Source organism: Pantoea sp. SOD02 (genome assembly GCF_024707505.1).
GTDB lineage: Bacteria > Pseudomonadota > Gammaproteobacteria > Enterobacterales > Enterobacteriaceae > Pantoea > Pantoea symbiotica.
This window is the reverse complement of the sequence record NZ_CP102604.1, coordinates 3,342,030-3,354,939: the sequence shown is the minus strand read 5'-3', so window position 1 is coordinate 3,354,939 and position 12,910 is coordinate 3,342,030. Positions and strand designations below refer to the sequence as shown.

Genomic DNA, 12,910 nt, shown 5'->3' with positions numbered 1-12,910 from the left:
GCTTAAAAGATAACGATTAGACTCTAGATTTCCTCCCAGGGAGCTTTTTCTTTGAGACGTGCGTTCAAATAGTCTTGAGTTGATTTTTTATAGTTTTTATTGTTAGAGCTTCCATTTCCATCATTAAAGCAGAGTATTTTATACTTGAATTTATCTTTATTAATTAGCTGTGAAATGTTTTCAGGACGAACAATTATTCCTGAAAGGCTGGACTTTACCGATAGACCACTTGCAAAAGCATAATGATGATAAAGGAATGAAGTAACGTTTATGTCTGAATTCGATCTAACTTTTGCCTTTCTGGTTATATAAAACTCGTTAGGGAAAATGCCCTCCATTTCTTTTAGTACTGATTTTTTTAAAGCGTAAGGAACATGCCTATGTAAATTTCTGGCATCGTAGTTGTCGAATTTTTCCTGGATTAGCTTGCTTGAGTTCAATGCGGCTTGCAGGTAGTCCGGTAAGTTTTTTTTCTTGGTCTTAGAGTGAACCATGCCGTAAGGTTCAAAATAAGAAACTGAACGACCTGTTTCATCATAAAAGTCCGAAGGTAAACATGGTTGAGTTAAAATAAAATCATCATTTAGATAAATAAATCTTTCCGAAAGATTGTCAATATTATGTAAGCAACACTCAATAGCATGAGAATTAAATGTTGGTAGCATTTCCATCTCAGGGAAAATTTCTTTATGATCAATCCATGTTATCTTTTTATCGTCATTAAGCCAATTTGGCTTTGCACAGTTAGAAACAATATATATTTTATTTAACCATGGTGCATATTTATTTAAAGATCTTAAAGAGAACTTCAGTTCATCATTGTTAGTAAACCGGTCTGCATCAAAATCCTCTTCTTGAAATGTACTCTCCCATAATTTTTGCCAATCTGGGTCAGCTTGATTAACCCAAGTATAAACTGCATCAATAGGATATCGAGATGATTCATTATTGTGTGAGAATATTGATTCAATTTCGTTAATATGACATTTTCTTAAAAATGCTTTCCCTGATCTTATGGTGGCTATTTTTTCGTCATCAATATCATAAAGATAACAGTGAATTATTTTGAGCTCTCCCATCATATTGCTAAGTTCAATAACAAAGTCAGATTTCGCAGCAAGTTTTTGTATAACTAAAGCACTATTAAAATTGCTGTTGTGCGGGAAATTAACACTGAAGCCACCACCTAAAGTATATATGGTTATATCCATCGACATTGAAGCTTTGATCGAAGATATAAGTTGAATTAAGCGATTCAAATAACCAGACCAAAATAGTAAACTATTTTCATCACATCCATCTACTGCACCATATCCAGCTTTAAGGTTACTCTTTAAATATTCTGTTATTCCTTTCTTGTTGATTTCATCAATATTAATTAAGTCGTTGCAGACCTTAAGATTATCAACATGATCTTTATTTTTATAAACCTCATTGGGGAATATACGCTTGCTAAAGAAGTCATAAAAGAACTGATTTGGATTTAATAAAAGTTTTTTTATTTTTTTTGTTGAAATGTTGGGGGTCATTTAAGTATAAACCTCAGTTTTCTTAAGAATGTATCATAGCGGTCAATGTGCCCAGGTCGGTTATCAAAAAGAACCGAGTAATCAGTAATGTCAATGTTTTTAACTGAGCATATTCTCATGAAGTCAATTAATAAAGTGGGTTGGGAATTAATTGTTTCTTCATGAGTTTTCTTGTGTTTATTTTTGAAGATATTGAAATTTATATCTCTTCTAAAATAATAAGGGGATTTTTTCTCTTTTCTATGATGTTTGTGTAGGGCAATATCTTTTTCTATCAATGCATCAAGACATAGAGCACCCAGGTACTTTCTAAATCCCACTGAGAAAAGCGGAGACCGGGCTGTCTTGTTTGCTATGAAATCATCAGATTTTGGGAGTAAATTATAGAGGTTACTTAACCGTGTTAGGAAGTCGAAGTCTTCAAACCCATGCCCACTAAACTGCTCATCGAACCCATTGAGAATTTTATAGTCTTGTGTTTTCAATAGTGTTATCGAGGATGGACTTGCTAAGTGAAGAAATTCTTTTCTTGAGAAACTAAAGAATCGATTTAATACATAATTATCATTGGTTTTATGTAAAATATGAGAGCCATATTTTGTCAGGTAAAGACAAGGTATGATGAAAAACGCACCTTCATTGTTTTTTAATTTATTCAAATACTTGACAAATAAATTTTCGTTGAAGTTTATATCTACATCAAGAAGCAATAAATACTCAGTTTCCACCTGTTGGAATGCAATGTTCCTTAAACGTGACATGTTTATATCATCAGAATCAACATATGTGGAAACGACACTTGTGTTAACATAGTTATTAAGTTTTTCTTTAAATTTTTTGTCCTGCCTTTTATTTCTGTCATTATGGCCAAATATTATTTTGAAATCAGTTTTCTCTGCCTTTTCAGTAATTGAAATTGCTTTATTTATGACATCCTTAGGTCTCGATTTTAGATCTATGGGGATTATTACTGTTATCATTTTAAATCATCTTGATAATTTTTAATTGCATCTGTAAGGCAATCGTAATACCGCACACCTTTTTTTCCTATATATATGGCGCTATCACAATGCTCTTTCAAAGAGTTTATGCTGTGTGATACCATAATTAAATTAGAATTAGCTATTCTTTCTTTCAGCAAAGTATCACATTTTTTCTTGAAATTAGCATCTCCTACCGCTGTAACTTCATCAATCAAATAATAATCAAAGCTAAACGCCATGCTCAATCCAAATCCAAGGCGAGATTTCATCCCAGAAGAGTAAGTCTTTATTGGCATTTCAAAATACTTACCTAGTTCTGAAAACTCCTCCACAAAAGTAATTTTTTGTTTAAGTTGCTTCTGGTTAGTATATAGACGTGCTACAAATTTAACATTCTCCCGGCCGGTTAGACTCCCCTGAAATCCTCCAGATAACCCCACTGGCCAGGAAATTGTTTTATCAGTAATAATGCGTCCACTGTTGGGACGGTCAATGCCGCCAATCATTCTTAGAAGAGTGGATTTTCCTGCACCATTACGACCAATCAATGCCACGCTTTTTCCACTGGGAATATCTAAATTAAGATCATTAAACACATAATGCTTGCCAGAAGGAGTTCGGTAGGTCTTAGTCAAATTCTCTATTTTTATCATGAAGTCAGCATCGCCTCTTCTCGTGTACGGTAAAGCATCAAGCCAGAAAATAAAGTGGCTAACGCAAAGAGTCCTAAATATTCCAGGCTAACACCCTCGCTTACGTATCCGGGCATTACGGACTCACGGCTTAACTCAACTGCTTGCAGAAGTGGATTCCATAATAAATACGGCCAATAATCTTTGGGGATAGCATGCAAAGGGAACATGATCCCTGAGATAAAATAGAGTGGCTTAAGTAGGATTGGCAGAAATTTTTGGGTTTCTGTAAAGGTATTACCCACAACCATAAAGATTAATCCCACACCGCATGAGAATAAAATCAATAATGTCCAACTAAATGCTAACTTGAGTAAGTTGGTAATGGCGAAGTATTCCCCCGCCATCCACATTGCCGTCATTAGTAAGATATAGACCGTAGCAAAGATCACTGTTTCCAATACGGCGCGAGCGATTATTGTGTCAATGGGTTTTACGGGACGATAGTTAAACAGTCCCTGATTGGCTTCAATAGCACCTACGGAGCGCGTGCTAATGCTGCTAAAGATAAAATAGGGGATAATGCCATTGAGTAGGAAAATAGGGAAAGAGATGTCAGGCATTGTGCGATGCATGATAAAACCGAATATCGTCAGCATCACTAACAGATGTGCCGAGGGTTCCAGGATCGCCCAGAAATATCCCAAACGATATTTACCAAAACGTGTTCTTATTTCTCGGAAGAACAGCGCTTTGATTACGGCTTGCTGGACTTCAAATCCACTTCTGGCCATGTACAGTAAAACTCATCATAAATTGAAATTTGATACGCTACCGCCCCTGGCTTACAGCAGCCAGAGCGCTAAACATATTTCAGCTAAATATATTTAAACAATAAGAAGACGGATAAATGCGCCTCTAATTTCCAGCGTATTATACGTAAACTAAAAATATTGAATTTGTATAAGAGCTGTCAAAATTGTCGCTATTTTGACTTATAAAAAATGCATTTAAATTAATCAGAAAAGAACTGCAATCATAACCTTTTGAAAATTAAGGTGGATGTTGGTTTTTGGTGCGAATGAATCACCATGTTGGGTATTCACTAATGGATGTTTATCAACAAATTGAATCGCTAATGTCAATGTTACTATTCGCACTGATAATGTAAGTAAAAAATTAGATGCTTACTTTGGTGGGATGGACTCGATCGAGTTTATTAACCATTTTTTATTTTTCTTTATTTATACCTCTGGAACTTCACATGAAACTCTCTTTAATTATGCGCAGCCTGACTGTCGCAGGATTTATCACATCTACACCTTTTGCCATGGCCTCAACCAATAGCTTTGATGCGCGTGTTATGGCGATGGGCGGCACCGGTGTTGCAGCGGGGAAATTCGGCTCAGCACCTCTGGTGAACCCGGCATTACTGGCCAAATCACCTGCTGATGGCAAATTGAGTTTGATTGCGCCGTCTATTGGCGCGCACGCCGATGACGAAGGCCATCTTATTGACAGCTTTAAAGATGTTAAGCCTGCGTGGAATAAACTGGAGAGAGCCATTAATAATGGCGGCTCAGCTAATGCACAAGCCGGCGAGTTAAAAGACATCATGTCCGATCTTTCTGGTAAAGATGCCAACGCAACAGCAGGCATGGCGTTCGTGCTGGCCGTGCCAGATGCGGCGTTATCGGTTGCGCTATCCATTAATAGCTGGGGGCAGGGCACCGCTCGCGGTTTGGTGAGCCAGAACGATCTCGACTATCTGGAAGGTGTCAGCAATGGTTCCATCACGCCAACGCCAGGTGATATGGATAAGCTGACATCGCGTGCCGAAGGAATGGTGGCGTTGGTCACCGATTACGGCGTTTCAATCGCGCACCCGTTTACCGTAATGGACGTGCCGGTGGCGGTTGGTGTGACACCGAAAATCCAGCGTATCGAAACCTGGAATTACAACGTTGGCATCAATAATTATAAATCGTCCGATTTTAAAGACGGCAACTGGCAGCGCCAGACCATCAGCGGCAATCTTGATGCCGGTTTCTACGCTGACTTACAGCCGGATTGGACCGTGGCGCTCTCTGCGCAAAACCTCATCCAGAATCGAGTGAAGTCACAGGAAGTCAATGGCACGCGCACCGCGTTTGTGATTCGTCCACAGGTGACTGCGGGTACCGCATGGCGCACCGGCGCGGTTACGCTGAGTTCCGACATTGATCTCACGCCGGTTAGCGGCTTCGAAAATGTCGATAAACGTCAATATATTGGCGCAGGTGCAGAATTACAGGCTGCGGACTGGGTTCAAGTGCGTGGCGGTTATCGCATTGATATGCGCGGTAATGATCACCGCGTGTTCACTGCGGGCGTGGGAGTCGTGCCAACTGAAGCCGTGCAATTTGATTTAACGGCGATGGCGGGGCGCATGCGCAATATCGGCGGCGTGGCGCAGTTTACCTTCCAGTTCTGATCGCCTTCCTCATTAAAGGCGTTGATTGCAGGGCGCTGAAATCTCCGCGATAATCGCGCCAATCAATCCCTTCCTCGTCGGGTTCAACGACGCGGAGGGGATTTTTTATTTATATCCTAAACTGGTGAAACGATTACCGCCTTAATGAGGACGATTTATGTATAACACCCTGGGCAATCAGTATGATAACTCCCTGGTTTCTAACGCCTTCGGTTTCATGCGCTTCCCGCTGAACTTCCAGCCATACGACAGTGACGCTGAGTGGGTCATCACCGGTGTTCCGTTCGATGCCGCAACCTCAGGCCGTCCGGGCAGCCGTTTAGGGCCGGGCGCGATTCGTCAGATCTCAACCAACCTGGCGTGGGAAGGCTGCCGCTGGCCGTGGGACTTCGATCTGCGTCAGCGTCTGAACGTGGTGGACTGCGGCGATCTGGTTTATGCCTTTGGCGATTCACAGGATCTCTCAGACAAACTGCAGGCGCACGCCGAGAAACTGCTGGCGAACGGTAAGCGTATGCTGACTTTTGGCGGTGACCACTACGTCACGCTGCCGCTGCTGCGCGCGCACGCTAAGCACTTCGGTAAAATGGCGCTGGTGCATTTCGATGCGCACACCGATACCTATTCCAACGGCCCAACCTTCGATCACGGCACTATGTTCTTCACAGCGCCAAAAGAGGGTTTGATCGATCCGCAACACTCTGTGCAGATCGGCATTCGTACTGAGTTCGATAAGAGCCTCGGCTTCAACGTGCTGGATGCCGCACAGGTCAACGATCGCAGCGTGGATGACATTGTGGCGGAAGTGAAGCGCACCGTTGGCGATTTGCCGGTCTATCTGACCTTCGATATCGACTGCCTCGATCCGGCACACGCACCGGGCACCGGTACGCCAGTGATTGGCGGGTTGAGCAGCGATAAAGCCACTAAGCTGATTCGCGGTTTGCAGGGCATGAACATCGTCGGCATGGATCTGGTAGAAGTGGCGCCGGGCTACGATCACGCCGATTTGACCTCGCTGGCAGCAGCAACACTGGCGCTGGACATGCTGCACGTGCAGGCGGCAAATAAAGGTTAATCCTTTTGCTTGCGGCTACACTTACTGGCGGTTAATTAATCTGCGGAGGCGACTATGGGCTTACTGGACGATTTAGTTGGATCGCTGGGAAACAGCAACGGAAGCGGGCAGGGTAATCAGATGCAACAGCTGATGGCTATCTGGAACTGGGTACAGGAGCAGGGCGGCGTCGAAGTGCTGCTGCAGAAATTTCAGCAGGGCGGACTTGGGCAGGTGCTGAATAGCTGGATTGGCAGCGGCAGTAATCAGTCGGTTGATGGTGGCGAGATTCAAAATGCGCTTGGTCAGGATCAGCTGCAGTCGCTGGCGGATAAGCTTGGCACCGATGTCAATGGTGCGTCCGGTACGCTGGCCGCTTTGTTGCCGCAGGTGATTGATAAGCTGTCGCCGCAGGGCCACATCGATACGTCGAATACCCAGGATTTGGGTGCGATGGTGGATGGGTTGTTTAAGCGTTGAGTTTTGCCTGGTCGGCATGAATGCCGACCCTACGTGTAAGGAGCGCATTAATGCGCTCCTTTTTGCTGCGTGTGATATTACTTCCCAGCGGCAATGCGCTCACGAATATGCTGGGCGCGCGCTTCCGAGTCCGGGTGCGAATCAAACATCGAACTCTGGCGTCCCTGTTCCAGTTTCGCCAGTTTCTCAAAACTAGTCGCTAATCCCATCGGATCAATACCGCGCTTTTTCATTAGGTCAAACGAGTAATCATCGGCTTGTGTTTCCTGGGTTTGTGAGAACTGTGCATTCACCAGTTTTTCGCCCATTTCACCCAATTGCGATTGTGATAGCGAACCGATCACGCCGCCGACGGAAGCCGCAGCGGTGCGCGTTGCGGTGGTAGTCAGCGCTACCTGCATCGCTTTACGCGTATGGCCCAGTGCGACGTGGCCCATCTCATGGCCAAGCACACCTTCGACTTCGTTGTCGGTCATCATGTCCATCAAGCCGCTGTAGACGCGAATACAACCGTTGGCCATCGCCCAGGCGTTGACGTCTTTAGTCTGATACACCTTGTAGTTGGCAGGCACGCCGTTGATGTTATCGCCCAGCGCCGCCGCGATTTTGTTCAGGCGCTGCTGATATTCACTGTTGGCGGGTGCAACCTGATTGTCTTTGTCCATCTGCGCACAGGATTGATCGCTTAACTCTTTCACCTGTGCATCGTTCAGCGCGTAGGCCTGATAAGCCTGCGCACCAGATTGCAGCAGCGCGTTGTTATCAAATCCTTCGCAGCCGCTCAGCAACGAAGCCATTCCCAGAGCAACAATGGTAGCTCTCATTTTCATATCGGCATCCTTTGGGTAACAAGGTAAAGAAAACAAACACCTGAAACCGTCACAGGTGTTTAAACGATTTGGTTATAGCTCGCATGTTGTGCAATGGCTAGCAGACAAGGCCGGAAATGCAAACGGTTACCCGTGATTTAGCACCCAGATGCATGTACTTTTGTCCTGATTTTCATGTACATTGATGTGCGACTTTTTTCTCGCTTCGCCTTATAACTGATTAATTACAATAAGTTAAGCGTGGCGGAGCATTAATCCGACCTGGAGTAGAAGATGCCCTCTCGTAAAGAGCTTGCCAACGCCATTCGCGCGTTAAGTATGGATGCAGTACAGAAAGCCAATTCGGGACATCCGGGTGCCCCGATGGGCATGGCGGACATCGCCGAAGTGCTGTGGCGTGACTTCCTGAACCATAACCCTACTAACCCGCTGTGGGCAGATCGCGACCGCTTTGTGCTGTCGAACGGTCACGGCTCAATGCTGATTTACAGCCTGCTGCACCTCACTGGCTACAATCTGCCAATGAGCGAGCTGCAGAACTTCCGTCAGCTGCACTCTAAAACTCCAGGCCACCCGGAATACGGTTATACCGCAGGTGTTGAAACCACCACCGGCCCGCTCGGTCAGGGCATCGCGAACGCAGTCGGTTTTGCTATTGCCGAGCGCACGCTGGCGGCGCAGTTCAACCGTCCGGGCCATGACATCGTAGACCATAACACCTACGTGTTTATGGGCGACGGCTGCATGATGGAAGGCATCTCACACGAAGTCTGCTCCATCGCCGGTACCCTGAAGCTGGGCAAACTGGTTGCCTTCTATGATGACAACGGCATCTCTATCGACGGTCACGTTGACGGCTGGTTCACCGACGACACCGCCAAGCGTTTTGAAGCGTACGGCTGGCACGTGGTGCGCGGCGTGGACGGTCACGACGCAGACGCAATTAAGAAAGCGGTTGAAGAAGCCAAAGCGGTTTCCGACAAACCTTCGCTGCTGATGTGCAAAACCGTGATTGGCTTCGGTTCACCGAACAAAGCCGGTACGCACGATTCGCACGGCGCGCCGCTGGGTGCCGATGAAATCGCGCTGACCCGCAAGCAGCTGGGCTGGAACCACGGTCCGTTTGAAATCCCTTCAGACATCTACGCGCAGTGGGATGCCAAAGAAGCCGGCCAGGCGAAAGAGTCTGCGTGGGACCAGAAATTTGCTGCCTACGCCGCTGCACATCCGGAACTGGCTGCGGAGTTCAAACGTCGCGTCAACAACCAGCTGCCAGCTAACTGGGCAACTGAGTCGCAGAAGTTTATCGAGCAGCTGCAGGCCAATCCGGCGAAAATTGCCAGCCGTAAAGCCTCGCAGAACGCCATCGAAGCCTTCGGTAAAATCCTGCCGGAATATCTGGGCGGCTCCGCTGACCTGGCGCCAAGCAACCTCACCATGTGGTCCGGCTCCAAGCCGATCAATGAAGACGCGGCAGGCAACTACATTCATTACGGCGTGCGCGAGTTCGGTATGACCGCCATCGCTAACGGTCTGGCGCTGCACGGCGGTTTCCTGCCGTACACCGCCACCTTCCTGATGTTCGTCGAGTACGCGCGCAACGCCGCACGTATGGCCGCGCTGATGAAAATCCGTCAGATCATGGTCTACACCCACGACTCGATTGGTCTGGGCGAAGATGGCCCGACGCACCAGCCGGTTGAGCAGATGGCCAGCCTGCGCGTGACGCCAAACATGAGCCTGTGGCGCCCGTGCGACCAGGTTGAGTCAGCGGTGGCGTGGAAGTACGCGATTGAACGTGTTGACGGCCCGTCGGCGCTGATCTTCTCGCGTCAGAACCTGGCGCAGCAGGATCGCAGCGCTGAGCAGCTGGCGAACGTGGCGCGCGGTGGTTACGTGCTGAAGGACAGCGAAGGTACGCCAGAGTTGATCCTGATCGCTACCGGTTCAGAAGTGGAGCTGGCGGTGGCTGCATTTGAACAGCTGACGGCGGAAGGCCGCAAGGTGCGCGTGGTGTCTATGCCATCCACTGACGCCTTCGACAAACAAGACGCGGCGTACCGTGAATCCGTGCTGCCGAAAGCGGTTGCCGCACGCGTGGCGATTGAAGCGGGTATCGCGGATTACTGGTTCAAATACACCGGCCTGAACGGTGCGATCGTCGGCATGACCACCTTCGGTGAGTCAGCGCCTGCGGATCAGCTGTTCAAAGAGTTTGGTTTCACCGTTGAGAATGTGGTTAAAACGGCGAAATCGATTCTGTGATTTGAGGTCGCCATAAATGGCGACCCTACACAGCGGGTATAAAGGGCGTCCCAACCGGGGCGCCCTTATTGTTTCATCACCTCCAACCTGAAACGGTTCAATTATTCCTGCAGTAATAATCCCGCAGTGCAAAATTTGTGACGTAGATCCAATATTCCGCCACTCACTTGATCGCAATCATTCCCGTTATTCCTCTCTTGCATTACTCTAGCTGAACCGTTTCAGTTGCGAGCGAGAACGTGCATCTTGCCGGTGCGGGCAAGCAATAATTCCCTGTACAAAACGGTGTGAAACGCTCAGGCTAATCGGCACGTTTTTTCGGGTGTTGTTGAAGGTAGAAATGACCGTTCGCGTAGCAATAAATGGTTTTGGTCGTATCGGGCGTAACGTGTTGCGCGCTCTTTATGAAACCGGTCGCCGGGCTGAGATCACCGTGGTCGCCATTAACGAGCTGGCCGACGCCGCCGGGATGGCGCATCTGCTGAAGTACGACACCAGCCACGGCCGTTTTGCCTTTGATGTGCGCCAGGAGCGCGATCAGCTGTTTGTTGGCGACGACACCATTCGCATCCTGCATCAGGCGGAAATTGATGTACTGCCGTGGCGCGAACTGAATGTAGATATCGTGCTGGATTGCACCGGCGTGTACGGCAGCCGCGCTGATGGCGAAGCCCATCTGGCAGCAGGTGCGAAGAAAGTGTTGTTCTCGCATCCGGGCGGTAACGATCTCGATGCCACAGTCGTATTTGGTGTTAACGAACAAGCTCTTAAACAAACTGACCGCATTGTCTCCAACGCATCCTGCACCACCAACTGCATTATTCCGGTGATCAAGTTGCTGGATGACGCCTTTGGCATTGAGTCGGGCACCGTGACCACCATTCACTCGGCGATGCACGATCAGCAGGTGATTGACGCCTATCACAGCGATCTGCGTCGTACCCGCGCCGCCAGCCAATCGATCATTCCGGTAGATACGCGTCTTGCTGCTGGCATTACCCGTATTTTTCCGAAATTTAACGATCGCTTTGAGGCGATTGCGGTGCGCGTGCCCACCATCAACGTGACAGCCATTGATTTGAGCGTGTCGGTGCGCGAAGCGGTGAAGGCGTGTGAGGTCAACGCGTTGCTGCAAAACGCGTCAGAAGGGGCGTTTCGTGGTATAGTTGACTATACGGAATTACCGTTAGTCTCAGTAGATTTTAACCATGATCCGCACAGTGCCATAGTCGATGGCACGCAAACGCGGGTCAGTGGTCATCACCTTATCAAAACGCTGGTTTGGTGTGACAACGAATGGGGCTTTGCTAACCGCATGATCGACACCACGTTAGCAATGGCCGCAAGCGGTTTCAGGTAAGACGCGGACTGCGTCTGGCAAAACTTATGAGAATCAACGAGAGGGTTCACCATGTCTGTAATTAAGATGACCGATCTGGATCTTGCTGGTAAACGCGTTCTGATCCGTGCCGATCTCAACGTGCCAGTGAAAGAAGGGAAAGTGACGTCAGATGCACGTATTCGTGCTTCTCTGCCTACCATCGAAGCGGCGTTGAAACAGGGCGCGAAAGTGATGGTTACCTCTCACCTGGGTCGTCCGACCGAAGGTGAATACAACGAAGAGTTCTCCCTGCTGCCGGTTGTTAACTACCTGAAAGAAAAACTGAACGGCACCAACGTTACCCTGGCAAAAGATTACCTCGACGGCGTTGAAGTCGGCGCTGGCGAATTGGTTGTGCTGGAAAACGTACGCTTTAACAAAGGCGAGAAAAAAGACGAAGAAGGCCTGTCGAAGAAATATGCCGCGCTGTGCGACGTGTTTGTGATGGATGCGTTCGGTACTGCGCACCGCGCACAGGCTTCTACCCACGGCGTGGGCAAGTTTGCACCAATCGCCTGTGCCGGTCCGCTGCTGTCAGCTGAGCTGGAAGCGCTGGGCAAAGTAATGAGCAACCCAGAGCGTCCGCTGGTTGCTGTGGTTGGCGGTTCTAAAGTGTCGACCAAATTTGATGTGCTGCAGTCGCTGGTGAAAATTGCTGACACCGTGATTGTGGGCGGCGGTATCGCGAATACCTTCGTGGCTATCGAAAACAACGTCGGTAAATCACTGTACGAGCCAGACTTCGTTGAAGCAGCGAAAAAACTGCGTGACGAGCATGGCATCCCGGTTCCTACCGATTCTCGCGTAGGCACGGAATTCTCTGAAACTGCGCCGGCAACCGTGAAAAAGGTTTCCGAAGTAGCGGATAACGAAGAGATTATGGACTTCGGCGACGAAACTGCACAGGCAATGGCCGCGATTCTGAAAGGCGCGAAAACCATTCTGTGGAACGGCCCGGTTGGCGTGTTCGAGTTCCCGAACTTCCGTAAAGGCACCGAAATCGTGGCGAATGCTATCGCTGATAGCGATGCGTTCTCAGTGGCAGGTGGCGGCGATACGCTGGCTGCAATCGACCTGTTCGGTATCGAAGATAAGATCTCTTATATCTCTACCGGCGGCGGCGCATTCCTCGAGTTCGTGGAAGGCAAAAAACTGCCAGCAGTTGCTATGCTGGAAGAGCGCGCCAAGCAGTAACTCTTTGGGGGCGGCGCTTTGGCGTCGCCTGAAGGCTAGCCCTTTATGGGGCAATCAAATCGCAATCCCTTCGGGGATGAACGGTA

The 12,910-nt window shown here is 48.0% G+C and carries 11 protein-coding genes; 6 read left to right on the top strand and 5 right to left on the bottom strand.

The window, feature by feature from the left end; all coding sequences use genetic code 11:
* Positions 1-23: 23 nt before the first annotated feature.
* From NR302_RS15550 to NR302_RS15535, 4 genes are read right to left on the bottom strand one after another with little or no spacing between them, the layout of a single operon-like run.
* A complete protein-coding gene (locus NR302_RS15550) occupies positions 24-1,529 on the bottom strand; it encodes a stealth conserved region 3 domain-containing protein (RefSeq protein WP_258143881.1) in 1,506 nt (501 codons plus the stop codon).
* Positions 1,526-2,509 carry a galactosyltransferase-related protein gene (locus NR302_RS15545; protein ID WP_258143880.1) on the bottom strand — a complete coding sequence of 328 codons (984 nt, stop codon included), beginning with the start codon at positions 2,507-2,509 and terminating at the stop codon, positions 1,526-1,528. The genes NR302_RS15550 and NR302_RS15545 overlap by 4 nt, the downstream gene beginning before the upstream one ends.
* A complete protein-coding gene (locus NR302_RS15540) occupies positions 2,506-3,165 on the bottom strand; it encodes an ABC transporter ATP-binding protein (protein WP_258143879.1) in 660 nt (219 codons plus the stop codon). Before NR302_RS15540 ends, NR302_RS15545 begins: the two co-directional genes overlap by 4 nt.
* Positions 3,162-3,938 carry an ABC transporter permease gene (locus NR302_RS15535; protein ID WP_258143878.1) on the bottom strand — a complete coding sequence of 259 codons (777 nt, stop codon included), beginning with the start codon at positions 3,936-3,938 and terminating at the stop codon, positions 3,162-3,164. The genes NR302_RS15540 and NR302_RS15535 overlap by 4 nt, the downstream gene beginning before the upstream one ends.
* Positions 3,939-4,408: 470 nt before the next feature.
* Between NR302_RS15535 and traF the strand changes: the two genes are divergently transcribed.
* The 3 genes from traF to NR302_RS15520 all read left to right on the top strand — a co-directional run bounded on the left by traF (position 4,409) and on the right by NR302_RS15520 (position 7,154).
* On the top strand, positions 4,409-5,617 hold the full coding sequence (traF, locus tag NR302_RS15530; RefSeq protein WP_258143877.1) for a conjugal transfer protein TraF: 1,209 nt from the start codon (positions 4,409-4,411) through the stop codon (positions 5,615-5,617).
* Positions 5,618-5,774: 157 nt separating this feature from the next.
* Positions 5,775-6,695: an agmatinase gene (gene speB, locus NR302_RS15525; RefSeq protein ID WP_258143876.1), complete on the top strand. Its 921-nt coding sequence runs from the start codon at positions 5,775-5,777 to the stop codon at positions 6,693-6,695.
* Between the two features lie 54 nt (positions 6,696-6,749).
* Positions 6,750-7,154 (top strand): YidB family protein, encoded by a 405-nt coding sequence (locus NR302_RS15520; protein WP_008107307.1) that lies wholly within the window; start codon positions 6,750-6,752, stop codon positions 7,152-7,154.
* A gap of 77 nt (positions 7,155-7,231) precedes the next feature.
* Here the strand turns inward: NR302_RS15520 and NR302_RS15515 are convergent, their stop codons facing one another.
* Positions 7,232-7,984 (bottom strand): M48 family metallopeptidase, encoded by a 753-nt coding sequence (locus NR302_RS15515; RefSeq protein ID WP_008107309.1) that lies wholly within the window; start codon positions 7,982-7,984, stop codon positions 7,232-7,234.
* A 273-nt stretch (positions 7,985-8,257) separates the two neighbouring features.
* Here NR302_RS15515 and tkt point away from each other — a divergent pair, with 273 nt between their 5' ends.
* From tkt to pgk, 3 genes are all read left to right on the top strand, one after another.
* The gene (gene tkt, locus NR302_RS15510; protein WP_154155320.1) at positions 8,258-10,249 is read left to right on the top strand and encodes a transketolase; all 1,992 of its coding nucleotides are present in this window, start codon (positions 8,258-8,260) and stop codon (positions 10,247-10,249) included.
* A gap of 340 nt (positions 10,250-10,589) precedes the next feature.
* Positions 10,590-11,609, top strand: coding sequence for an erythrose-4-phosphate dehydrogenase (gene epd / locus NR302_RS15505; RefSeq protein WP_008108272.1), 1,020 nt, complete (start codon positions 10,590-10,592; stop codon positions 11,607-11,609).
* 51 nt (positions 11,610-11,660) lie between these two features.
* A complete protein-coding gene (pgk, locus tag NR302_RS15500) occupies positions 11,661-12,824 on the top strand; it encodes a phosphoglycerate kinase (RefSeq protein ID WP_258143875.1) in 1,164 nt (387 codons plus the stop codon).
* Positions 12,825-12,910 lie beyond the last annotated feature (86 nt).

Excerpts from the sequence above, each read along its gene's own strand:
- NR302_RS15550 (WP_258143881.1), bottom strand. The coding sequence starts at position 1,529 with ATGACCCCCAACATTTCAACAAAAAAAATAAAAAAACTTTTATTAAAT.
- NR302_RS15545 (WP_258143880.1), bottom strand. The coding sequence starts at position 2,509 with ATGATAACAGTAATAATCCCCATAGATCTAAAATCGAGACCTAAGGAT.
- NR302_RS15540 (WP_258143879.1), bottom strand. The coding sequence starts at position 3,165 with ATGATAAAAATAGAGAATTTGACTAAGACCTACCGAACTCCTTCTGGC.
- NR302_RS15535 (WP_258143878.1), bottom strand. The coding sequence starts at position 3,938 with ATGGCCAGAAGTGGATTTGAAGTCCAGCAAGCCGTAATCAAAGCGCTG.
- traF (WP_258143877.1), top strand. The coding sequence starts at position 4,409 with ATGAAACTCTCTTTAATTATGCGCAGCCTGACTGTCGCAGGATTTATC.
- speB (WP_258143876.1), top strand. The coding sequence starts at position 5,775 with ATGTATAACACCCTGGGCAATCAGTATGATAACTCCCTGGTTTCTAAC.
- NR302_RS15520 (WP_008107307.1), top strand. The coding sequence starts at position 6,750 with ATGGGCTTACTGGACGATTTAGTTGGATCGCTGGGAAACAGCAACGGA.
- NR302_RS15515 (WP_008107309.1), bottom strand. The coding sequence starts at position 7,984 with ATGAAAATGAGAGCTACCATTGTTGCTCTGGGAATGGCTTCGTTGCTG.
- tkt (WP_154155320.1), top strand. The coding sequence starts at position 8,258 with ATGCCCTCTCGTAAAGAGCTTGCCAACGCCATTCGCGCGTTAAGTATG.
- epd (WP_008108272.1), top strand. The coding sequence starts at position 10,590 with ATGACCGTTCGCGTAGCAATAAATGGTTTTGGTCGTATCGGGCGTAAC.
- pgk (WP_258143875.1), top strand. The coding sequence starts at position 11,661 with ATGTCTGTAATTAAGATGACCGATCTGGATCTTGCTGGTAAACGCGTT.